Source organism: Pseudomonas sp. S30_BP2TU TE3576 (genome assembly GCF_050436025.1).
Taxonomy (GTDB): Bacteria; Pseudomonadota; Gammaproteobacteria; order Pseudomonadales; family Pseudomonadaceae; genus Aquipseudomonas.
Genome location: NZ_JBNDLK010000001.1, coordinates 3,268,368 through 3,289,851 on the forward strand (window position 1 = coordinate 3,268,368; position 21,484 = coordinate 3,289,851).

19 protein-coding genes and 1 pseudogene are annotated in these 21,484 nt (G+C 60.6%); 5 read left to right on the top strand and 15 right to left on the bottom strand.

From position 1 onward, the window contains the following. Positions 1–41: 41 nt before the first annotated feature. From ABIA48_RS14780 to ABIA48_RS14820, 9 genes are all read right to left on the bottom strand, one after another. The gene (locus ABIA48_RS14780) at positions 42–659 is read right to left on the bottom strand and encodes an ABC-type transport auxiliary lipoprotein family protein (protein ID WP_429489570.1); all 618 of its coding nucleotides are present in this window, start codon (positions 657–659) and stop codon (positions 42–44) included. Next, positions 656–1,594 (bottom strand): MlaD family protein, encoded by a 939-nt coding sequence (locus ABIA48_RS14785; RefSeq protein ID WP_429489572.1) that lies wholly within the window; start codon positions 1,592–1,594, stop codon positions 656–658. The genes ABIA48_RS14780 and ABIA48_RS14785 overlap by 4 nt, the downstream gene beginning before the upstream one ends. Before the next feature lies 1 nt (position 1,595). Next, a complete protein-coding gene (locus ABIA48_RS14790) occupies positions 1,596–2,399 on the bottom strand; it encodes an ABC transporter ATP-binding protein (protein WP_008002262.1) in 804 nt (267 codons plus the stop codon). Next, positions 2,396–3,544: an MlaE family lipid ABC transporter permease subunit gene (locus ABIA48_RS14795; protein ID WP_429489574.1), complete on the bottom strand. Its 1,149-nt coding sequence runs from the start codon at positions 3,542–3,544 to the stop codon at positions 2,396–2,398. Before ABIA48_RS14795 ends, ABIA48_RS14790 begins: the two co-directional genes overlap by 4 nt. A gap of 54 nt (positions 3,545–3,598) precedes the next feature. Further along, complete coding sequence (locus ABIA48_RS14800) at positions 3,599–4,627, bottom strand: DUF5924 family protein (RefSeq protein ID WP_007992173.1); 1,029 nt, start codon at positions 4,625–4,627, stop codon at positions 3,599–3,601. A 145-nt stretch (positions 4,628–4,772) separates the two neighbouring features. After that, positions 4,773–6,149 (bottom strand): M16 family metallopeptidase, encoded by a 1,377-nt coding sequence (locus ABIA48_RS14805; protein WP_429489577.1) that lies wholly within the window; start codon positions 6,147–6,149, stop codon positions 4,773–4,775. Positions 6,150–6,205: 56 nt separating this feature from the next. Continuing rightward, positions 6,206–7,864 carry a Na/Pi cotransporter family protein gene (locus ABIA48_RS14810; protein ID WP_429489578.1) on the bottom strand — a complete coding sequence of 553 codons (1,659 nt, stop codon included), beginning with the start codon at positions 7,862–7,864 and terminating at the stop codon, positions 6,206–6,208. 300 nt (positions 7,865–8,164) lie between these two features. After that, complete coding sequence (locus ABIA48_RS14815) at positions 8,165–8,932, bottom strand: TerC family protein (RefSeq protein ID WP_429489580.1); 768 nt, start codon at positions 8,930–8,932, stop codon at positions 8,165–8,167. 85 nt (positions 8,933–9,017) lie between these two features. After that, on the bottom strand, positions 9,018–10,325 hold the full coding sequence (locus tag ABIA48_RS14820; protein ID WP_429489582.1) for a CitMHS family transporter: 1,308 nt from the start codon (positions 10,323–10,325) through the stop codon (positions 9,018–9,020). A 424-nt stretch (positions 10,326–10,749) separates the two neighbouring features. On the opposite strand from ABIA48_RS14820, the pseudogene ABIA48_RS14825 reads away from it, so the two are divergent. Beyond that, positions 10,750–10,932, top strand: a pseudogene (locus ABIA48_RS14825) (GFA family protein); the annotation flags it as partial. On the opposite strand, the gene ABIA48_RS14830 reads toward ABIA48_RS14825, so the two are convergent. Next, positions 10,933–11,259, bottom strand: coding sequence for a DOPA 4,5-dioxygenase family protein (locus ABIA48_RS14830; RefSeq protein ID WP_008002280.1), 327 nt, complete (start codon positions 11,257–11,259; stop codon positions 10,933–10,935). Between the two features lie 61 nt (positions 11,260–11,320). Then, positions 11,321–12,271, bottom strand: coding sequence for a choline sulfate utilization transcriptional regulator (locus tag ABIA48_RS14835; protein WP_429489584.1), 951 nt, complete (start codon positions 12,269–12,271; stop codon positions 11,321–11,323). A 114-nt stretch (positions 12,272–12,385) separates the two neighbouring features. Between ABIA48_RS14835 and betC the strand changes: the two genes are divergently transcribed. The 3 genes from betC to ABIA48_RS14850 all read left to right on the top strand — a co-directional run bounded on the left by betC (position 12,386) and on the right by ABIA48_RS14850 (position 16,551). Then, positions 12,386–13,882: a choline-sulfatase gene (betC, locus tag ABIA48_RS14840; RefSeq protein ID WP_429489586.1), complete on the top strand. Its 1,497-nt coding sequence runs from the start codon at positions 12,386–12,388 to the stop codon at positions 13,880–13,882. 34 nt (positions 13,883–13,916) lie between these two features. Further along, positions 13,917–14,837 carry a choline ABC transporter substrate-binding protein gene (gene choX, locus ABIA48_RS14845; RefSeq protein ID WP_429489588.1) on the top strand — a complete coding sequence of 307 codons (921 nt, stop codon included), beginning with the start codon at positions 13,917–13,919 and terminating at the stop codon, positions 14,835–14,837. 145 nt (positions 14,838–14,982) lie between these two features. Further along, the gene (locus tag ABIA48_RS14850; protein WP_429489590.1) at positions 14,983–16,551 is read left to right on the top strand and encodes a SulP family inorganic anion transporter; all 1,569 of its coding nucleotides are present in this window, start codon (positions 14,983–14,985) and stop codon (positions 16,549–16,551) included. Positions 16,552–16,713: 162 nt separating this feature from the next. Here the strand turns inward: ABIA48_RS14850 and aroE are convergent, their stop codons facing one another. Both aroE and hemF read right to left on the bottom strand, forming a co-directional pair. Beyond that, a complete protein-coding gene (aroE, locus tag ABIA48_RS14855) occupies positions 16,714–17,535 on the bottom strand; it encodes a shikimate dehydrogenase (RefSeq protein WP_429489592.1) in 822 nt (273 codons plus the stop codon). A gap of 13 nt (positions 17,536–17,548) precedes the next feature. Continuing rightward, positions 17,549–18,463 (bottom strand): oxygen-dependent coproporphyrinogen oxidase, encoded by a 915-nt coding sequence (gene hemF, locus ABIA48_RS14860; RefSeq protein WP_429489594.1) that lies wholly within the window; start codon positions 18,461–18,463, stop codon positions 17,549–17,551. Positions 18,464–18,626: 163 nt separating this feature from the next. Here hemF and ABIA48_RS14865 point away from each other — a divergent pair, with 163 nt between their 5' ends. Then, a complete protein-coding gene (locus tag ABIA48_RS14865; RefSeq protein ID WP_429489596.1) occupies positions 18,627–19,604 on the top strand; it encodes an NADPH:quinone reductase in 978 nt (325 codons plus the stop codon). Positions 19,605–19,707: 103 nt separating this feature from the next. Here the strand turns inward: ABIA48_RS14865 and ABIA48_RS14870 are convergent, their stop codons facing one another. Then, a complete protein-coding gene (locus tag ABIA48_RS14870; RefSeq protein ID WP_007985104.1) occupies positions 19,708–20,265 on the bottom strand; it encodes an L-threonylcarbamoyladenylate synthase in 558 nt (185 codons plus the stop codon). A gap of 54 nt (positions 20,266–20,319) precedes the next feature. Beyond that, positions 20,320–21,426: a DNA-processing protein DprA gene (gene dprA, locus ABIA48_RS14875; protein WP_429489598.1), complete on the bottom strand. Its 1,107-nt coding sequence runs from the start codon at positions 21,424–21,426 to the stop codon at positions 20,320–20,322. Between the last annotated feature and the right edge of the window lie 58 nt (positions 21,427–21,484).

The following is a 21,484-nucleotide window of genomic DNA, read 5'->3' on the forward strand; positions in this document are numbered from 1 at the left end:
CAAGCCCGCTCCCACAAGGGGACTGTGTTTCTTCTTCAGGGTCAGTGCGGCGGGGCGAGTTTCTGTCCTTGCTCCACTGCCCAGTTCACCACCTGCGCGGTCAACTGATCGTTCGCCTGACCAAACCCGGCCACCACCGCCGGGACCTGCACATCGCTGAGTGGCTGGCGCACTTCAAAGCGGCGGCTGGCGAGGATGCGCTGGTCGTAGCTGCGCACCAGCAACGCATCCAGACGCACGATCACACTGGCATTCGTACCTTGGTATTCCGTCTGGAAGGCCTGCAGGTTGCCGCCCAATTCAAGATCGGTCTGGAAAATGCTGTCATCGGTGCTCAACAGCGGTACCCGCCCGTCATGCTGAAAACCGTCCAGCAATCGATTGCGCACCAGCACCGGCACCGGGTCGCTCCAGCGCGAGCCCTGGTAGTGACTGATCAGGTCGCCCTGAGGAATCACGGCAATGTTCGGACTGTTCAAGGCTTCGCTGGATTGAAGTTTGCTCAGGCGCAGCGACCAGCGCTGCGGTGTGCCATGGCTGGCCGATGCGCTCTGGGCCGATGGCAATCGATAGACTTCGAAGGGTTCGGGCTTGGGCAGGATCGAGCACGAGCTGATCAGCGTGAAGCCAGCGAGGAGGGCAATCCGTATCAGCTTCATGGCGTGAATTCCTTGGTCTTTTCACTGCCCAGCAGGTAACCGCTGGGGTTGGCCTCCAGTCGTTTGGCAATGGTGCGCAACGAGGTCAGGGTTTCGCGCATTTCACGCACGGCCGGGCCGAGACCATTGAGGCCCTGCATGCCGCTGTTGAGCGAATCCTGATTGGCGGTGATCAGTTTGTTGAGGGTGGCGCTGCTCTCCTCCAGGGATTTCATCGCCTGTTCGGCGCTGCCGAGCGCTTCCTTGCCATGCTCGTTGAGCAACCCATTGGCATTACGCATCAGCGCCGTGGTCTGTTCCAGCATGTTGTTGGCCTGTTTGCCGACCGAGGCCAGTTGCTGCATGGCCTGGCGGATATCACCGCGCTGCTCGGCAATGGTTCCGGTGGTTTGCTCCAGATGCTCCAGGGTGTTGCTGATGCGCTCGATGTTTTCCGTGGAGAACATCAGGTTGGCGTTATGCATCAGCGTGCTCACCCCGGCCATCAGGTCTTCGCTGTCATTGAGCAGGCGAGCGATGGGCGAGGGCGAGGCGACGATGGTCGGCAGGTTGCCGTCCTTGCCCTTGAGCGTCGGACTCTGTGGCGTGCCGCCGCTGAGCTGGATGATCGAGGTCCCGGTGACACCGGTCAGGGCCAGCTTGGCATTGGTGTCTTCCTTGACCGGGGTATCGCCGGCCAGACGAATTCGCGCCAGCACCCGGCGCGGGTCTTTCGGGTCCAGGCGCAACGAGATGACGTCGCCGACCTTGATCCCGCTGTACTGCACCGAACTGCCCTTGGACAAACCGCTGACCGCCTCGTTGAACACAACCTCGTAGTCCTTGAACTCGGTGTCGACACTGGACTTGGCCAGCCACAGGCCGAACAGCAGTGCGGCCGTCACCACAATCACCGTGAACAGGCCGATCAATACATGATGGGCTCGGGTTTCCATGTCAGACCTCTTTGAGCTGTTGGGCGGCCGTCAATGCCGCGCGGCCGCGAGGGCCATGGAAGTATTCGTGAATCCACGCATCGTCGGTTTCCGACACCTTGTCGATGGCGTCCGCCACCAGCACTTTTTTCTGCGCCAGCACCGCCACCCGGTCGGTGATGGTGTAAAGCGTGTCGAGGTCGTGGGTCACCAGAAAGACACTCAGGCCCAAGGCATCGCGCAGGGTCAGGATCAATTGGTCGAACGCGGCGGCGCCAATCGGATCGAGGCCGGCGGTGGGTTCGTCGAGAAACAGGATGTCCGGGTCCAGTGCCAGTGCCCTGGCCAGTGCGGCACGCTTGATCATGCCGCCGGACAGCGACGAGGGGTATTTCTCCGCCGCCGACAGCGGCAATCCGGCCAGGGCCATTTTCACCGCCGCCAGGTGCTCGGCGTCGTTGCGGCTCAATCCGGCGTGTTCGATCAGCGGCAGGGCGACGTTCTCGGTCACCGTCAGTGAAGAGAACAGCGCACCCTTCTGGAACAGCACGCCAAAGCGTCGTTCCACCAGCGAGCGCTCGTGCTCCGACAAGGTTGGCAGGTTCTTGCCGAAGACTTTCACCACCCCTTCGCTGGGCTGGCGCAACCCGACAATGCTGCGCAGCAGCACCGATTTACCGCTGCCGGAACCGCCGACCACGGCGAGGATCTCGCCTTTGTACAAGTCCAGGTCGAGGTTCTCGTGCACGCTCTGGCGGCCAAAGCGGTTGCACAACCCACGCACCTCAATCACCGCCTCGGAGGGCGCTCGGGGGATACGACTCACCAACCCATCTCCATGAAAAACATCGCGGCTATCGCATCCATCACGATCACCACGAAAATCGACTGCACCACGCTCGACGTGGTGTGGGCGCCCACGGACTCAGCGCTGCCGCTGACCTTGAAGCCTTCGAGGCAACCAATCGCGGCGATCAGGAAGGCGAAGACCGGCGCTTTGACGATCCCCACCAGAAAGTGCTGAACGCCGATGTCGGTTTGCAGCAGCGATATGAACATCGCCGGCGAGATATCCAGCGCCACGGCGCAGACCACGCCACCGCCGATAATCCCCGACAGCATCGCCAGGAAGGTCAGCATCGGCAGGGCGATCAGCAACGCCAGGACCCGCGGCACCACCAGCAATTCCACGGGGTCGAGGCCCAGGGTGCGTATGGCGTCGATTTCTTCGTTGGCCTTCATCGAACCGATTTGCGCCGTGAACGCACTGGCGGTGCGCCCGGCCATCAGGATCGCGGTCAGCAGCACACCGAACTCGCGCAGGAAGGCGAATCCCACCAGGTCCACGGTAAAGACTGTGGCACCGAAAGTGGCCAGCACCGTCGACCCGAGAAACGCCACGACCGCGCCCACCAGAAAGGTCAGCAGGGCAACGATTGGGGCGGCATCGAGGCCGGTCTGTTCGATGTGCGCGATCATTGGTGTGACGCGCCAGCGTTTGGGCCGGAACAGGCCGCGGACGATGGTTTCGATGATCAGGCCGACGAAACCCAGCAGTTGCAGGGTGTCCTGCCAGACGGCGTCCACCGCGCGGCCAATGCGGGTCAGCAACTGAATGGATACGCTGACTTCCGGTTCCTTGATCGGTACGCAGAAGTCGGTCAACGAGCAGTAGACGGTTTGCAGCAACGCCCGGTCGGCGGTGGAGAGTGTGCAATCAGGATGTTCGGCGGTGCGGCCGAGGCGCTCGGAGCCAAGCAACTCGACCAACAGCGAGGCGCCGGCGGTGTCGAGGGCACCCAGTCCGTTGAGGTCGATGGGGGTGTTGGCGTCGTACCGGCCCTGGAGTTTTTCGCTCAACAGCTTGAGGTCAGCGTAATGGGCAAGCGTCCAGTCGCCCGTCACCCGCAACCGCGCAGGGGTAAGCGACGTGTCTAATCGGGCGTTGCCGGCCATCGTGCTGCTGATCATAAGCTCCGTGCTTGTTCAGTGATTACGCAGCTGTACGTAATAGCACGAACCGGACTACTTTTCTTTGATCGCTGTGCTGTCTGTGACTTCGAAACGCAGCACGCCGATGACCTGGCCATCTTCGGTCAGCACCCGGACCTGCCATTTGCCGGCCGGATTGCCCGTGAAATTCTGCTTGTGGGTCCAGGCCCGGTAACCTTCCTTGCGCCCACCACGGATATCCAGGGGAATACGGTCGACCTCTTTACCGTTGAATTGCCAGACGTGATAAATCCGTTCATCCAGGCCACGCGGGGCATTGATCGCGGTGTACGCGTAGAGCCCGCCATTGCGAATCTGCTCGGCGCTGACTTCGTCGAGACTGGCGCCTGGCGTGCGGTCCTGCATTTGCGTGCTGATGGCCACATCGGTCATCCAAAGCGTCGCCGGTGGCACCCACGAGCGCAGCTCCCAACCAACGACACCGATGCCCAGGGTGATACTCAAAATCGCCAGCGCACTGCGCACAGTACGAATCGGGAAGATCGACGCCAGGCTCGGGAACGACAACAGCACCGAGATGCCCAGCGCCCATTTGAAACTTTGCGCGGTCGTCAGGTGCATGATCACCGGCAACGCGGTGAGCAGCGCGGCAAACAAGGTCAGGGTGTGCAGGGCCAAAAACGCCCAGCGCCGTGGCGCCAGCCATTTGTAGTAGAGCGGGTCGATAATCGAAATCAGCGCCGCGATACCCAACAGCCCGGTGAACACCAACTGGCCGCTGTTCCACGTCGTGGTGATGAAGAAGAACGGCAGGACAAAGAACAGGCTTTCCTGATGGATCATCTGCGTCGCGTAACGCAGCAACGGTTCCGGGATTTCTCGTTTGAAGATGCGTGTGAACAGCTTGGTCAGGCTGTTTTCCAGCATCAACCAGATCCAGCTGATCAGCATGATCGTGGTGATCCAGCTCGCCAGGCCTTGCTGGCGATCGACCAAAATGAAACTGCACACCCCGGAGATGAAACCGCCGAGCGCGATGACCCCAGGGTAGCGCTTCATCAATTCGAGGATGCGCAGTACGAAAAGGGTCAGGTTTTGCATTCGGCAGGTTCACAGTAGTCGTAGGAAAAAACCTCGACAGCGTACCGTTGGCGAGGCGCTGTGGCGAGGGTTCACGGTCAGTTACACCACGCTCCCACAGGGGGATTGTGTTTCCCACAAGGAGTTTGCTTGCCAAACAGAGTGGTTACTTCCTGCGCTGCAAACGCCAGCCCACAAACATCAACACGATCAACCCCACCCCACCGACCACCAACCACATCAACTGGTCATAACTGAACAACGCCTTCTCGATCCGCAAATACCCCGGTTGCAGGAGCAATTCACGCATGACCTTGTTCGCCTCTTCCAGCGTCACGGCTTGCAGCTCCCGGGCCGGGTTGGCGAATTGGCCGTCCTCGTAGTCGCCGATGGCGCTCCAGTAATAGTCGGCCAACGCGCTGTTGCCTTGTACAGCCCAGGCCTGGCGGGCAATGGCGGCCTGTTTGAGGCGATCGAAGGTGTCGGCTTTGAGGCCATCCTTGAGCAACCCGGCCTTCAAGTCATCGAGCACTTGTTCGGCCTCGGGCACGTCGTCGCGCTCAAGGTCTGCATTGAGGCTCATGAAACCGACGCCGCCGAACACCTCGCGTTCCGCCCACGGGCCGTAGGACAAACCGTGAGCCAGGCGTAACTGGCGATAGAGTGCCCAATCCAGATAATCCTTGAGCAAATCGAAGGTTTCGTCGTGTTCGTCCTCCAGAACCGGCTCCGGCACCAGCCAGTGCAACTTGGCACCGTTGCCGACAAACCCGTGAACCAGAGTGCGCTCATGGGCGGCGCTGACCTGGATTTGCGGAAGCGGAGGATGCTCGCCAGGGGTGATCGCTTCCAGTGCGCCATACGCCCGCTCCAGATAGGCCGGCAGCAACTTGTCGAGGTCGCCGACCACAATCAGGGTCATGTTGTTCGGCGCATACCAGTCCTTGCGCACCTGCTCCAGTTGCTCACGGGTCAGGTCGTCGACTTGCGCACGCTCCGGGCATTTGAGGCCCAGCTCCACGGCCAGCTGGTTGCTGGCGGTGTGGCCCAGGTCCTGACGATCGAGCCAGCGTTGCAGGTGCGAGTAGTGGCCGCCGTCTTCACGCTCGACCACTTGCTTGGCAGCGTTGATCGCATAGTCGTCGAAGCGGGTCTGGGTCAGCAGCGCCAGCAGCAGGTCGAGTACCTTGCGCTGGTTTTTCGCCGGGGCCTCGATGACGAAAGTCGTATCGGCGTTACTGGTGTAAGCGTTCCACTCACCGCCCAAGGCCTGCATGCGTTCTTCCAGGCCGCCTTCGCCGCTGGCGTCGATGCCGCTGAACAGCAGGTGCTCCAGTAGATGCGGCAACTCCTTTTCTTCACAGTTGAAATCGTCCAGGCCAACACCGACCACCAGCCGGATCGCCACATGCCCGCGGTCGGTACCGGGCTTGAGCAGCAACTGCAGACCGTTGCGCAAGGTGTAGCCCTCGACCTGAAAGCGATCCAGGGCGAATGACGGGAATGCACCAAGCAACAGGCAGGCGAACAACAGACAACGCATAACGGGTTTCCATACGGCGAGCGTAAGTTCAACAGACTTCAGGCAACTGTGGACGTTCAGGGTGAATGCGTGATGTCACTCAAATCGTCGACCACCAGCGCGCCGGTGTCCGATGTTTCCAGCACTACGTAGGCACTGCTGCAAAACAGTGAATTCAGACGCTTCATGTCGGCGATCAGCTCCAGATGCAACGAACTGGTTTCGATACTTTGCACGATTTTACGTTGCAAGCGGCTGACATGAGCATGGGCCAGACGCCGTTCCTGTGCACGGAAACGACGTTTTTCACGCACCAGCTGCCGGGCACTTTCCGGATCGCCGCTGAGAAACACCGACATCCCGAGCCGCAGGCTGGAAATCAATCGAGTATGCAGCCCGGTCAATTCATCCAGCCCGACTTCGGAAAACGACCGGCGCTGCGAGGTTTTCTGCTGCTGAATCTTGCGCAGCATGCGTTCGATCAAGTCGCTGGCGAGTTTCAGGTTGATCGCCAGTTCGATGATTTCCGCCCAGCGCCGGCTGTCCTGATCGCTGAGATCTTCCCGGGGCATTTGCGCCAGATACAACTTGATCGCGCTGTAGAGCGCCTCCACATCGTCGGTCAGGCGGCGGATTTCCTGGGTGACGGCGGTTTGCTTGCCGCGCAATACATCGAGCATGGCTTCGAGCATGCTGTCGATCAGATCGCCCACGCGCAGGGTTTCCCGGGCCGCGTTGGCCAGTGCCAAACCGGGGGTGACCAAGGCCGTGGGGTCAAGATGCCGGGGCTTGGCCATGCCATTGGCCTGCGGGCGCTCCGGCAGCACCCAGACACAAAACCTGGCCATCGGATCGATGCTGGGCAGCAGGATCAGGCAGCGCGCGGTGTTGTAGAGCAGGTGAAAGCCAATGACCATTTCCTGAGGGCTGAAATCGAAGCCATCGAGCCAGTGCACCAGCGGATCGAGCACCGGTATGATCAATAAAAGACCAATCAGTTTGTACAGCAGGCTGCCCAGCGCCACTTGGCGCCCGGCGGCGTTCTGCATGCTGGTGCTGAGGAAGGCGAGTACGCCGCTGCCGATATTGGCGCCGATCACCAGCCCGATGGCCACCGGCAGGCTGATCACGTTGGCACCGGCCAGGGTCGCGGTCAGCAGCACAGCGGCCAGGCTGGAATAGGAAATCATCGCGAACAGCGCGCCAACCAGGGCGTCGAGCAGGATGTCGCCGGTGAGCGAGGCGAAAATCACCTTCACGCCTTTGGCATGGGTAATCGGATGCGCCGCTTCGACAATCAGTTGCAGCGCCAGAATGATCAACCCCAAGCCAATGGCGACACGGCCCATCTGTCCGAGTCGGGTCTGCTTGCGCGACAGAAAGAAAATCACCCCGACAAAAATCAGCAACGGCGACAGCCACGACAGATCGAACGTCAGCACCCGCGCCATCAGTGCCGTACCGACGTCCGCGCCAAGCATGGTGGCCAGCGCCGGGGTCAGCGCCATCAGGCCCTGGCCGACGAAGGAAGTGACGAGCATGGCGGTGGCGTTGCTGCTCTGGACCATCGCTGTCACGACGATCCCCGAGACGAAAGCCAACCAGCGTTTGGACACGTTCTGGCCAATGACATGGCGCAGATTGGTACCGTAGACCCGCAGGATGCCGGTTCGGACGATGTGCGTGCCCCAGATCAGCAGGGCCACGGCAGAAAGTAAATTGAGCAGGGTGAGCATACAGGCCCCCTGTGGTGTAGCGCTCCAAAGGAGCAAGTTGACGGTACCGCGCGACGCTCTACGTTCTTCGTTCTGTACTTAAGCTGTAGTTGGCTAACGGTCTGCGCGCCAGCATCGCACAGCCAAAGAATGGATTGAAACAAAACCGTCATGAAAACGGCGATCTTCCAGCCACACAAAACACTGTGGGAGCGAGCTTGCTCGCGATGAGGCCATCAGGTTCAACATAGATGTTGACTGACAGACCGCCATCGCGAGCAAGCTCGCTCCCACAGGTTTTGCGTACTTGGCGCTTTCGGGTTACTGCCCCGGAATGTCCTTGCGCAGTTTCACCGGCTCCTGCTGCTTCTTCTTTTTCGCAATGGCGGTACGCATCCTGATGTTGATCGCTTCCACCGCCAGCGAGAACGCCATGGCGAAGTAGACGTAGCCTTTTGGCACATGCACGTCGAAGGATTCGGCAATCAGCACCGTACCGACAATCAACAGGAACGACAGCGCCAGCATCTTCAGCGATGGGTGCTTGTCGATGAACTCACTGATAGTGCCAGATGCCCACATCATCACCAGCACGGCCACGATGATGGCCGCAACCATGACTGGTACGTGGGAGACCATGCCGACCGCGGTGATCACCGAGTCCAGGGAGAACACGATGTCGATGATCGCGATCTGGACAATCGTATAGAGGAAATTACCGCCCTTGCCGCTTGGCTCGTCGCTGGTTTCGTCCTCACCTTCCAGCGCGTGGTACATCTCTTGCGAGCTCTTCCACAGCAGGAACAGACCACCGAAGAACAGGATCAGGTCGCGTCCGGAAATACCCTGGTCGAGCACTACGAACAGGTCCGCCGTCAGGCGCATGACCCAGGTGATCGACAGCAGAAGCAGGATTCGCGTGATCATGGCCAGTGCCAGACCGAAAATCCGGGTGCGCGCCTGCATGTGCTTGGGCATGCGGCTGACCAGGATCGAAATCATGATGATGTTATCGATACCCAGGACGATTTCCAGGGCGGTCAGGGTAAAGAAGGCAACCCAGATTTCAGGGTTGGTCAGCCATTCCATGTGTATTCCTTTGAGCGATTGTTAAACCAAAAAGGGCCCGGGCTTCAAACAGCGAAGCCTGGACCCGAAGTGGTGAGTCTTGGGCTTATAGAGTGCTGAACATCGGGAAAGTCCCCAATAGCAAAGCAGCCATCAGTATGCAGATACAAACCAGCACTGCCCACTTGAGTGTGAAGCGCTGGTGGTCACCGAAGTCGATACCGGCCAGGGCCACCAACAGGTAGGTCGATGGAACCAGCGGGCTCAACAGGTGGACGGGCTGACCGACGATCGAGGCACGTGCCATTTCCACCGCGGTTATACCGTAATGACTGGCGGCCTCGGCAAGAACCGGTAACACGCCGTAATAAAATGCATCGTTCGACATGAAGAAGGTGAACGGCATGCTGACCAGCGCCGTGATCACCGCCAGGTACGGGCCGAGGAAGTCCGGAATCACCGCCAGCAGGCTTTTCGACATGGCGTCGACCATCCCGGTGCCGGTCAGGATACCGGTGAAGATACCGGCCGCAAAGATCAGCCCGACCACCGCCAACACGCTACCGGCGTGAGCTGCGACACGATCCTTCTGCTGTTGCAGGCAAGGATAGTTGACGATCATGGCGATACTGAACGCCACCATGAACAGCACCGGCAACGGCAGCAGACCGGCGATCAGGGTGCCCATCAGGGCCAGGGTCAGGGCGCCGTTGAACCAGATCAGCTTCGGACGACGGGCATCCGGGAACTGCGAAACGCTGATTTCACTGTGGTCGATTTCATCACCCACCAGGTGCAGTTCACCCAGGCGTGCACGTTCACGCTTGCCGTAGAAGTAGGCAATGACGAGGATCGCCACCACACCGGCCAGCATCGCAGGAATCATCGGTACGAAGATGGCGGACGGGTCCACATGCAACGCGCTGGCAGCGCGAGCGGTCGGGCCGCCCCATGGGGTCATGTTCATCACGCCACCGGCGAGGATGATCAGGCCGGCCATGATCCGCGGGCTCATGCCGATACGGCTGTAGAGCGGCAGCATGGCGGCCACGCAGATCATATAAGTGGTCGCGCCGTCACCATCGAGGGAAACGACGAGCGCCAGTACGGCGGTGCCGACCGAAACTTTCAACGGGTCGCCCTTGACCAGTTTGAGGATCTTGCGCACGGCCGGGTCGAACAGGCCAGAGTCGATCATCAGGGCGAAGTACAAAATAGCGAACATCAACATCACGCCGGTTGGCGCAAGCTTGGTGATGCCTTCGAGCATCATCGGGCCGATCTTCGGCGAAAAACCACCGAACAGGGCAAATACAATCGGAATGATGATCAGGGCGATCAGCGCGGACAGGCGCTTGGTCATGATCAGGAACATGAACGTGATGACCATGGCGAAGCCAAGGAAAGTCAGCATGGGAATACTCCAGGCGTAGCGCGGCTAGGGAATGGGCGGATCGGGCGGGATCAGCGCAGAACAGGAAGCACGAGGCGTACGGGTGGAGTTGCAGCGAAGCGGCGGGTAGAAGAGGACATCAGAATCACCATTGTTGTTGTTAAATGGGCTGTGCGAGCGATAACACGCTGGCATTGGCCAACCGGTCTGTTGCCGGTAGTGGGGGCGATCCTAATCGGGGAAGCTTTCAGCCAGCTTTCGGTGATGAAAGCTTTGACCGGATGCACGACCGGTCGTCGGACCGGGGCTGAGAGGTGAATCGAGTTACAGCCTTCGCGAGCAAGCCCGCTCCCACATCAGCTTTGTGTACGACACAGATCCAGTGTGGGAGCGGGCTTGCTCGCGAAGGCGCCTGTAATGACGCCTCAGGAGAAGTGCCATGAGCGGCCACTGTGGGGCGCAACTGGCACTGGTGACGCACCTGAGCCCGGAAAGCATCGACCTGACTATCGCCACCCTCGACCATCCCGAGCAAGCACCGGCCGAGCGGCACATCTGGACCGACAGCCGCTTGCCGTGGCTGCACCTGGACGAACACTTGCCCGGCGAGGCGAAAGAAACCATTTGATCAAAAAATAGACAGATCCAGCGGGCGAATAGCCCCCATCCAGATCGCGTGCTCGGTATGGTCGAGCAGATCGTCACCGGTGTCCGGGTGCAGAAATACCACCAACCCCTTGCGGTTGAGCGCCAGCCACGGCAGCACGTCGCCCAGGACCTGCGGCTCGAACGCCAACTGACAGCTCCAGTCCGGGTGCGGACCGACCGGGCGCTCGTGCACGCGGCCCATTTTCAGTGGAAACAATTGCGCCGCCTGCTCACACAAGGCTCGCGCCTGATCGATGGTGCTGGCGTCGAAATAGACATGGGCGTGGTAGCCCGTTATGTGTTGCATTTGAAATCCTCTATATCTGGTCGAGCAGATCACGCGGCACAGGTTGCGATCGTTTCACGTTTCACACCGCAATCGAAGGCAATGACAACCCCGACAACGACTCCGCACTGCTGGCCTGCTCGGCCATCAGCCAATCCACAAACTGCTGGATCAACGCTCCACGCCGTTTGCGCTGGGGCAGAACCACGTAGTAACCCAGCCTCGACATCACCGTTTCGCCGATCGGTCGACACAGCAACCCTTGCGCGAGCAAGTTATCCACAAGGTGCCGCCAACCAATGGCCACGCCCTGACCGCCAATCGCGGCCTGAATCAGCAGGGTGTAGTTGTCGAAGCGCAACTGTCCCGGCGCCGGGGGCGAGGTGATGCCCAAGGCGCGGAACACACCACTCCAGTCGAACCAGTTACTGCTGTGTTCCCCACGCAGGTGCAGCAACGGAAACTCCAATAATGCCTGGGCCGGCAAGGGCAAGCTCCGCTCGCTCAACAACTGCGGGCTGCACACCGGAAACACTTCCTCGCTGAACAGCCAATGGCTTTCACCCTGCTTGAAGCGGCCATCGCCGAACAGCACCGCCACATCGATATCAGTACGTAGCATGTTATGACTGCGTTCACTGGTGACCAGGCTGACATCCACCTGCGGATTGGCCGCGTGAAAGCGGTGCAGACGCGGCATCAACCAATAGGCGGCGAAGGCAAAATCCGTGGCAACCTGCAGCACTTCATGCTGTTGCTGTGCGCTGATCGCGCCCAATCCTGCGTCGATATTCTGCAATCCGAGCTGAACCTGCTCAAAAAGTATCTGCCCGGCCTCGGTCAGTCCAATACCACGATAAATGCGGTCGAACAATCGGGTCGCCAGTTGTTCTTCAAGGCGCTTGATCTGCTGGCTGATGGCCGGTTGCGTTGTGCCCAGCTCAACCGCCGCAGCGGTAAAGCTGCGCTGACGGGCCGCCGCTTCGAAGGCGCGAAGCAGATCCAGTGACAGGTCACCAAGGGCGTCATACATAAGCTGTGCTTATCCTAGTCATTGCCGCGCATGGGCTTTACCGCAAGGTGCGAGGGTTTCATTCTCGAAGCCAGCACTCTCGCATAAACATCCACTATGGAATGCCGCGATCACATGAAGCGCAAGAACATTCTTTTCATCATGGCCGATCAAATGGCCGCGCCAATGTTGCCGTTCTACGGCCCATCGCCCATCAAGCTGCCCCATCTCAGCCGTCTCGCCGCACAAGGCGTGGTGTTCGACTCTGCTTACTGCAACAGCCCCCTGTGCGCGCCGTCGCGATTTACCCTGGTCAGCGGCCAGTTGCCGAGCAAGATCGGTGCCTACGACAACGCCGCCGACTTCCCCGCCGACGTTCCGACTTATGCCCACTACCTGCGTCGCCTCGGCTACCGCACCGCCCTGTCGGGCAAGATGCATTTCTGCGGCCCGGACCAACTGCATGGCTACGAAGAACGCCTGACCAGTGACATTTACCCGGCCGACTACGGCTGGGCAGTGAACTGGGATGAACCGGACGTGCGCCCGACCTGGTATCACAACATGTCGTCGGTACTGCAAGCCGGCCCGTGTGTGCGCACCAATCAGCTGGATTTCGACGAAGAGGTGGTGTTCAAGGCCCAGCAGTACCTGTTCGATCACATTCGCGAGGATGGCGATCAGCCGTTCTGCCTCACCGTTTCGATGACTCACCCACACGATCCGTACACGATTCCCAAGGCTTTCTGGGATTTGTACGACGATGCCGACATCCCGTTACCCACAACTCCGGACCCGCACGACCTCGATCCGCACTCGCAACGTTTGCTCAAGGTCTACGACCTGTGGGACAAGCCGCTGCCTGTGGATAAGATTCGCGATGCCCGCCGCGCCTATTTCGGCGCGTGCAGCTATATCGACAGCAACGTCGGCAAACTTCTGCAAACCCTCGAAGATACCGGGTTGATCGACGACACCATCATCGTCTTCTCCGGCGACCACGGCGACATGCTCGGCGAGCGCGGCCTCTGGTACAAAATGCACTGGTATGAAATGGCCGCACGGGTGCCGCTGCTGATCAGCGCACCGGGGCAATTCGGTGCCGGTCGGGTCAGCGCCAGCGTTTCGACCGCCGACCTGTTGCCGACCTTCGTTGAACTGGCCGGCGGCTCGCTGGAGCCGGACTTGCCGCTGGATGGCCGTTCGCTGGTGCCGCACCTGCAAGGGCAGGGTGGTCACGACGAAGTATTCGGCGAATACATGGCCGAAGGCACCATCAGCCCGTTGATGATGATCCGCCGGGGCGCCTACAAATTTATCTATAGCGAAGACGACCCTTGCCTGCTCTTCGACGTACACAACGACCCTGGCGAACAGGAAGAACTCAGTAATTCTCCGCAACATCGCCAGCTGTTCGACGATTTTCTCGCCGAAGCGCGGGCCAAATGGAACATCCCGGCGATTCACCAGCAGGTGCTTGCCAGCCAGCGGCGCCGGCGTTTCGTGGCCGAGGCGCTAACCCTCGGCAAGCTGAAGAGCTGGGATCACCAGCCACTGGTGGACGCCAGTCAGCAATACATGCGCAACCACATCGACCTCGACGATCTGGAACGTAAAGCACGTTATCCATAACCCTGCCAAAACCAATAAAGTTAAGGGGAAGTCCATGCAAAGGTTATCCACAGTACTGACGGTCGGGCTCCTGGCTCTGGGCAGTGCATCGGCGTTTGCCGATCAGAGTTGCGAAACGGTGAAGATGGCCGACCCGGGCTGGAGCGACATTGCCGCGACCAATGCCATCACCGGGTTTCTGCTGGACGGCATGGGCTACAAGGCCAAGGTCGACACCCTCGCGGTGCCGATCACCTTTGGCGGGCTCAAGGATGGCCAGGTCGATGTGTTCCTGGGTAACTGGATGCCGGCGCAGCAGGGCTTCTACGACAAATTCGTCGCCAGCGGCGATGTCACGCAACTGGCGAAGAACCTCGACGGCACCGAATTCACCCTCGCCGTCCCGGACTACGTGTGGGACGCGGGTGTGCATGACTTTGCCGACCTGAACAAATACGCCGACAAGTTCGACCGCAAGGTCTACGGCATCGGCTCCGGGGCGCCGGCGAACATCTCGCTGCAAGAGATCATCAAGAAAAACGATTTCGACATGGGCCAGTGGAAACTGATCGAGTCCAGCGAGCAGGCAATGCTGGCGGAAGTGTCCCGCGCGGTGAAAAAACAGAAGTTCGTGACCTTCCTCGGCTGGACTCCGCACCCGATGAACGTGCAGCTGAAAATGCACTATCTGAAGGGTGGCGAGAAATACTTCGGCGACACCGGCAGCGTTCACACCCTGACCCGCAAAGGTTATGCACAGGCCTGCCCGAACGTTGGCAAACTGCTGACCAACCTGAGTTTCACCCAGGACATGGAGAACAGCATCATGGCCGAGGTGGTGAACAAGAAAGTCAGCAATGCCGACGCGGCCAAGGCATGGATCAAGGCCAACCCCGCGGTACTGGACAAGTGGCTCGATGGGGTGAAGACCGTGGATGGGCAGGATGCGTTGCCGGCGGTGAAAGCCAAGTTGTAACCAATACTTGTGGGAGCGGGCTTGCTCGCGAAGGCGGTGGGTCAGTCGACATTAATGTTGTCTGACCCACCGCCTTCGCGAGCAAGCCCGCTCCCACAGATCATGTCCTGCTACCCTTGCGCAAAATTCCCGACCGAGAGGCCCCATGGCCCTGCCAAGCCGCCATTCACTCTTCCCGTTTCTCAGCTGGCTACCCCGGCAAACCCGCGCCAGCGTCGGTCGTGACCTGATCGTCGGCCTCAGCGGCGCGATTCTGGCGTTGCCGCAATCCATTGCCTACGCACTGATTGCCGGCCTGCCGCCAGAATACGGCCTGTATGCCGCAATCATTCCGGTGCTGATCGCCTGCCTGTGGGGTTCATCATGGCATTTGATCTGCGGTCCTACGGCGGCCATCTCGATTGTCCTGTACGCCAGCGTCAGTCCTCTGGCCGTGCCGGCCTCGCAGGACTACGTCATGTTGATCCTGTTGCTGACGTTTCTTGCCGGCATCTTCCAGTGGCTGCTGGGGTTGCTGCGGTTTGGCGCGCTGGTGAATTTCGTCTCGCACTCGGTGGTACTCGGTTTCACCCTGGGGGCTGCCGTGGTGATTGCCATTGGTCAATTGCCTAACCTGCTGGGGCTCGACTTGCCCAGCCAAACCACCGCACTGGATAGTTTCATCACGTTGTTGCGCCATCTCGACGAAATGGACAAACCTTCGCTGGCGCTGGGGCTGGCGACGGTGGTGGTGGGCGTGATCCTCAAACTGCTGCTGCCACGCTGGCCGACGCTCCTGATCACTCTGGTTCTCGGCGGATTGCTGGTCTGGCTCTGGCCATCGATGTTCGGGCACGTGCAACTGGTCAGCGCCTTCACCGGCAAGCTACCGCCTTTCAGTCCGTTGCCGCTGGATCTCGATCTGATCCTGCGCCTGCTGCCCAGCGCCGTGGCAGTGGGCATGCTCGGGCTGGTCACAAGCCTGTCGATTGCCCGCTCGATCTCCGCACGTTCGCAGCAATTGCTCGACGCTAACCAGGAAGTTCGCGCCCAGGGCTTGTCGAACATCGTCGGCGCGTTTTTTTCCGGATCGTTGTCTGCCGGTTCTTTTACCCGCTCTGGACTGAGCTACGAGGCCGGAGCCTGTTCACCGCTGGCGGGAATTTTTTCGGCACTGTGGGTGGCGCTGTTCGCCATATTCGGCGCGAGCCTGATCGCGCACATCCCGATTCCGGCCATGGCCGGGAGCATTCTGTTGATCGCCTGGGGACTGGTGGACCATCGCGGCATTCGCGCGTTGTTGCGGGTCAGCCGCGCCGAATTTGTGGTCATGGCGCTGACCTGCGTCGCCACGCTGCTGCTGGAATTGCAAACAGCGATCTACGCGGGCGTGCTGGCCTCGCTGTTCTTCTACCTAAAACGCACATCGCAGCCACGGGTGCAGCATGTGCGAGATGGCGAGGAGGACATTCTGCGGGTGGGCGGTTCGATCTTTTTCGGTGCCAGCCATTACCTGCAAGTACGCCTGCAGCGCATGCACGGCACGCGCGTGGTGATCGAGGCGCAGCAGATCAACTTCATCGATTATTCAGGGGTGGAGATGCTGCATCAGGAAGCGCGGCGCCTGTTGCGTCAGGATCGCAGCCTGACCTTGCGCCGGGCACGGCCGCAGGTGGTGGAAGAACTGAGGAAGCTCGAAGGGGCGGAGAAATGCCCGATCCGGTTTGAAGACTGACCCGACTTCACTCTGATCACTGTGGGCGAGCTTGCTCGCGATAGCGGTATGTCTGGCACATCAATGCTGGATGTACCGCCGTCATCGCGAGCAAGCCCGCTCCCACATTGGTTTTGTGCATGACACAGATCCCGTGTGGGAGCGGGCTTGCTCGCGAAGCTTTTAAAGAGCCAACTGCCGCCGCAATTCAGCCAGGACTGGCGCCGTATCCGGTCGCACCCCACGCCACAGGAAGAACGCTTCCGCCGCTTGCTCGGCCAGCATCCCCAGGCCATCCATTGCCACCGCCGCGCCGTGTTCGCTGGCCCAGCGGCAAAACGAGGTCGGTTCCTTACCGTACATCATGTCGTAACACACCGTTTTGCCCGGTTCGATCAGGCTGGGTGCAATCGGCGGCACATCGCCCGTCAGGCTCGCCGACGTCGCGTTGATGATCAGGTCCACCGACTCCTGCAACCAGTCGTAACCACTGGCCGATACCGGCCCCAGATCGCCGAACAATTCCGCCAGCAGCTCGGCCTTGTCTACCGTGCGGTTGGCGATGATCACCGACGCCGGTTGCTCGGCCAGCAACGGCTCCAAAGCACCGCGCACCGCACCGCCGGCACCGAGCAGCAGGATGCGTTTGCCCTTGAGGCTGAACCCGGCGTTGACCGTCAGGTCGCGCACCAGCCCGGCACCATCGGTGTTGTCGCCCAGCAGACTGCCATCGGCCAGTTTGCTCAGGGTATTGACCGCACCCGCCCGCTGCGCCCGTGCCGTCAGGCTGTTCGCCAGCCGATAGGCCTCTTCCTTGAACGGCACCGTCACATTGGCGCCGCGTCCCTCGAGGAAAAACGTCCGGGCACAAGTGGAAAAGTCGTCGAGTGGCGCCAGCAGTGTGTTGTAGTCCAGTTTCTGCGCAGTCTGCTCTGCAAACAGGCGATGGATCAGCGGCGACTTGCTGTGGCCAATCGGGTTACCGAATACGACATAACGGTCCATCAGGATTCCTCGTTCAGGCTTCGGCCAACCAATCGCGGTCTTGCAGGAAGTACTCGGTCAGGCGCGCTTCTTCGCTGCCAGGCGTAGCCTTCCAGTCGTAACTCCAGCGCACTTGTGGTGGCAGCGACATCAAGATCGACTCGGTACGCCCGCCCGATTGCAGGCCAAACAGCGTGCCGCGGTCATAGACCAGGTTGAATTCAACGTAGCGACCACGGCGGAATTCCTGGAATTCACGCTGCTGGGCGGTGAACGCATCGTTCTTGCGGCGCTGCACGATGGGCAGGTAGGCGTCGATGTACGCATCGCCGATGGCGCGCATGAAAGCGAAGCTGGTGTCGAAATCCCACTCGTTCAGGTCGTCGAAAAACAGCCCGCCGATGCCACGCGGCTCGTGGCGATGCTTGATGTGGAAGTAGCTGTCGCACCAAGCCTTGAAACGCGGGTAAACGTCAGGACCGAACGGCGCGCAGGCCTGCTCGGCGACGCGGTGCCAGTGGATGCAATCTTCTTCGTTACCGTAATAAGGGGTCAGGTCAAAGCCACCGCCGAACCACCAGACCGGCTCTTCGCCTTCTTTTTCGGCGATGAAAAAACGCACGTTGGCGTGGGAAGTCGGCACATGCGGATTGTGCGGGTGGATCACCAGCGACACGCCCAGGGCTTCGAAGCCACGACCGGCCAGTTCCGGTCGATGGGCGCTGGCAGAGGGTGGGAGACCGCTGCCAAAGACGTGGGAAAAGTTGACGCCGCCCTTTTCAATCACCGCGCCGTTTTCAATCACGCGGGTGCGACCGCCACCGCCGGCAGGCCGGGTCCAGGCGTCTTCGACGAATTGCGTACCACCGTCTTCGGCTTCCAGGGCAGCGCAAATACGCTCTTGCAGGTCGAGCAGGTAGGCTTTTACAGCCTCGGTGCGGGTCGTCATGTCTTCACCTTGAATCGGGCAAAACTACGCGGCGCTCCATTGGAGCTCAGCCTGCGCAAATGGGCTCGTAGCATAACATCGCAAGTTACCCCTTCGCAGTTGACGACGATCAAGCTTAGGAGTCCGATAGGGCGCTTGGTAAAACGATCTATGGAGAGTTCTGATGGCAAAGCGTATCCAGTTCCGCGCCCATGGCGGTCCCGAAGTGCTCGAATATGTGGATTACCAGCCCGCCGAGCCAGGTCCGAAGGAAGTGCGCGTGACCAACAAGGCCATCGGCCTGAACTTCATCGACACCTATTACCGCAGCGGTCTGTACCCGCCGCCGTCCCTGCCATCGGGTGTCGGCTCCGAAGGCGCGGGCGTGGTCGACGCGGTGGGCAGCGACGTGACCCGCTTCAAGGTCGGTGATCGCGTGGCCTATGGCAGCGGCCCTCTGGGCGCCTACAGCGATGTTCACGTCTTGCCCGAGGCCAATCTGGTGAAACTGCCGGACGCCATCAGCTTCGAACAAGCCGCCGGCGTGATGCTCAAGGGCCTGACCGTGCAGTACCTGCTGCGTCAGACCTATGAACTCAAAGGCGGCGAAACCATCCTGTTCCACGCCGCGGCCGGTGGTGTCGGTTCCCTGGCTTGCCAATGGGCCAGGGCCTTGGGCGTGAAGCTGATCGGCACGGTCAGCTCGGCAGAGAAAGCCGCACTGGCCAAGGCCAACGGTGCCTGGGCGACCATCGACTACAGCCATGAAAACGTCGCACAACGTGTGCTGGAGTTGACTGACGGTAAAAAAGTCCCGGTGGTGTACGACGGCGTCGGCAAGGACACCTGGCTGACCTCACTCGACAGTGTGGCGCCGCGAGGGCTGGTGGTGAGCTTCGGCAATGCATCCGGCGCAGTGGACGGCGTGAACCTGGGGATTCTCGCGGGCAAAGGTTCGCTGTACGTGACCCGGCCAACCCTGGGCACTTATGCGAACAACGCCGAGAACCTGCAACGAATGGCCGACGAACTGTTCGAGATGATCATCAGCGGCAAGCTGACGGTGGACATCAGCCAGCGCTATCCACTGGCTGAAGCGGCGAAAGCGCAGACCGAGTTGTCGGCGCGGCGCACAACGGGTTCGGTTGTGCTGTTGCCCTGAATGGGTAGTTGACTGGTAGGGCCCCTTCGCGAGCAAGCCCGCTCCCACACTGGATTTGTGTCGTGTGGGAGCGGGCTTGCTCGCGAATGAGGTCAACCCGGTCTCAATCCGGGCGCACAACCTTGCCGGTCGCCAGATCGCGAATCACGCTCGGGTTCTTGCGCCCGCCCAGATTGCCACCCAGCACCAGATCCACTTGGCCACGGAAATACTGCTCGACGCGAATCCGCGTACGCGCCGCCGGACGTCCCTGCGGGTTGGCCGACGTCGACACCAGCGGCCCGACCAGCGCGCACAAGTCCCGCACCAGAGGGTGATCGCTGACCCGCAGCGCCACGGTTTCATGCACGCCGGTAATCCACTGCGGCAGCAGGTTCTGGTGCGGCACCAGCCAGGTGTTCGGTCCCGGCCAGGTACTGGCCATGCGGTCCATCCACAACTCGGGGAAGTCTTCGAAAAGGAAATCGAACTGACGGATGTTGTCGGCGACCAGGATCAGGCCCTTGTCCACAGACCGGCCCTTGATCAGCAGCAAACGTTCGACCGCTTCTTCGTCCCACGGGTCGCAACCCAGCCCCCAGACTGCTTCGGTTGGGTAGGCAATCACCGCCCCGGCGCGAATTGCTTGCGCGGCTTGTTGCACACGCCAACTGTTGACCATGAAAAACACTCCAGAATAAGGCTCTGCGCAGTTTACCGATCTTGTTTATAAAACCTAGCTCACCCGCGCAAACCAGCGCCCGCTTTCGCAAACGGCGCGACCGTCCATTTCCAGTTCCGTCAACGCCGCCAGCACTTTGGGCAAGGCCCAGCCACTTGCCTCGGCCAGCGCTTCACTGGTGTGAGGCGCGGCATGCAATAACTTCAACAGCGGGTGAGTCGTTGCAGGGGTGCAGGTTTCTGTGGATAACGACAGCCGTTGCCAGCCACGCAAGGCCTCGAGGATATGTTCGATGGTTTCCACCAGCACCGCACCGTCACGGATCAACTGATGGCAGCCCCGGGCGCCGGGATGATGGATCGAACCGGGCATCGCAAACACCTCGCGCCCCTGTTCCGCCGCGAGCCTCGCGGTGATCAGTGAACCGCTGGCGACACTGGCTTCGACCACCAGCACCCCAAGGGACAAACCACTGATAATCCGGTTACGTCGAGGGAAGTTGCCGGCGCTGGGGCCTGCATCCAGCGGAAACTCCGAAAGCACCGCGCTGCCCGAAGCAATCATGGCGTCCGCCAGGCGTCGATTGCGCTGTGGATAAAACTTCTCAAGCCCCGTGCCGAGCACACCGACCGTTTGCCCGCCGACGTCCAGCGCGGCCTGATGCGCGGCGGCGTCAATGCCCAGGGCCAGGCCGCTGGTAATGACAAAACCGGCGCCCGCCAGGCTGCGGGAAAACGCGGCAGCGGTGTCCATCCCCGGCCGGGACGCGCGACGGCTGCCGACCATCGCCAGTTGTGGTTTTTCCAGAATGCCCGGATCGCCCGCGACAAATAACAGCGGTGGCGCATCGCTGATTTGCGCCAGCAGTGCCGGATAGTCCGGCTGGTCCCACATCAATAAATGCTGGGCCGGGCGCTCCAGCCATGCCAATGCGTGGCTCGCGCCATCGCGAATGTCAGCGCAACGGCGAGCCTGCGAGCACGCCGGCGGCAGGCCCAGTGCACGCCAGGCACTGGCCGGCGCGCTGATGGCTTTGGACGCCGAACCGAAGGCCTCGAGCAACCTCTTGAAACGCACCGGGCCGAGTTCCGGCAAACGGTGCAGGCGTAAACGAGCTTCCAGTTCCGCGGGGGAAACCGGTGTAACAGCAGACAGCGACATGGATCATCCTTGATCGTTATGAGCACCCATACAAATGGGAATAAGCTGTGGATAAGTC

What these genes read in the sequence shown, in the direction of transcription:
- hemF (WP_429489594.1), bottom strand. Translation starts at nt 18,463, where the DNA reads ATGACGACCCGCACCGAGGCTGTAAAAGCCTACCTGCTCGACCTGCAA.
- ABIA48_RS14800 (WP_007992173.1), bottom strand. Translation starts at nt 4,627, where the DNA reads ATGCAAAACCTGACCCTTTTCGTACTGCGCATCCTCGAATTGATGAAG.
- ABIA48_RS14810 (WP_429489578.1), bottom strand. Translation starts at nt 7,864, where the DNA reads ATGCTCACCCTGCTCAATTTACTTTCTGCCGTGGCCCTGCTGATCTGG.
- dprA (WP_429489598.1), bottom strand. Translation starts at nt 21,426, where the DNA reads ATGTCGCTGTCTGCTGTTACACCGGTTTCCCCCGCGGAACTGGAAGCT.
- ABIA48_RS14805 (WP_429489577.1), bottom strand. Translation starts at nt 6,149, where the DNA reads ATGCGTTGTCTGTTGTTCGCCTGCCTGTTGCTTGGTGCATTCCCGTCA.
- ABIA48_RS14795 (WP_429489574.1), bottom strand. Translation starts at nt 3,544, where the DNA reads ATGATCAGCAGCACGATGGCCGGCAACGCCCGATTAGACACGTCGCTT.
- ABIA48_RS14865 (WP_429489596.1), top strand. Translation starts at nt 18,627, where the DNA reads ATGGCAAAGCGTATCCAGTTCCGCGCCCATGGCGGTCCCGAAGTGCTC.
- choX (WP_429489588.1), top strand. Translation starts at nt 13,917, where the DNA reads ATGCAAAGGTTATCCACAGTACTGACGGTCGGGCTCCTGGCTCTGGGC.
- ABIA48_RS14780 (WP_429489570.1), bottom strand. Translation starts at nt 659, where the DNA reads ATGAAGCTGATACGGATTGCCCTCCTCGCTGGCTTCACGCTGATCAGC.
- aroE (WP_429489592.1), bottom strand. Translation starts at nt 17,535, where the DNA reads ATGGACCGTTATGTCGTATTCGGTAACCCGATTGGCCACAGCAAGTCG.
- ABIA48_RS14815 (WP_429489580.1), bottom strand. Translation starts at nt 8,932, where the DNA reads ATGGAATGGCTGACCAACCCTGAAATCTGGGTTGCCTTCTTTACCCTG.
- ABIA48_RS14820 (WP_429489582.1), bottom strand. Translation starts at nt 10,325, where the DNA reads ATGCTGACTTTCCTTGGCTTCGCCATGGTCATCACGTTCATGTTCCTG.
- ABIA48_RS14850 (WP_429489590.1), top strand. Translation starts at nt 14,983, where the DNA reads ATGGCCCTGCCAAGCCGCCATTCACTCTTCCCGTTTCTCAGCTGGCTA.
- ABIA48_RS14785 (WP_429489572.1), bottom strand. Translation starts at nt 1,594, where the DNA reads ATGGAAACCCGAGCCCATCATGTATTGATCGGCCTGTTCACGGTGATT.
- ABIA48_RS14835 (WP_429489584.1), bottom strand. Translation starts at nt 12,271, where the DNA reads ATGTATGACGCCCTTGGTGACCTGTCACTGGATCTGCTTCGCGCCTTC.
- ABIA48_RS14870 (WP_007985104.1), bottom strand. Translation starts at nt 20,265, where the DNA reads ATGGTCAACAGTTGGCGTGTGCAACAAGCCGCGCAAGCAATTCGCGCC.
- ABIA48_RS14830 (WP_008002280.1), bottom strand. Translation starts at nt 11,259, where the DNA reads ATGCAACACATAACGGGCTACCACGCCCATGTCTATTTCGACGCCAGC.
- betC (WP_429489586.1), top strand. Translation starts at nt 12,386, where the DNA reads ATGAAGCGCAAGAACATTCTTTTCATCATGGCCGATCAAATGGCCGCG.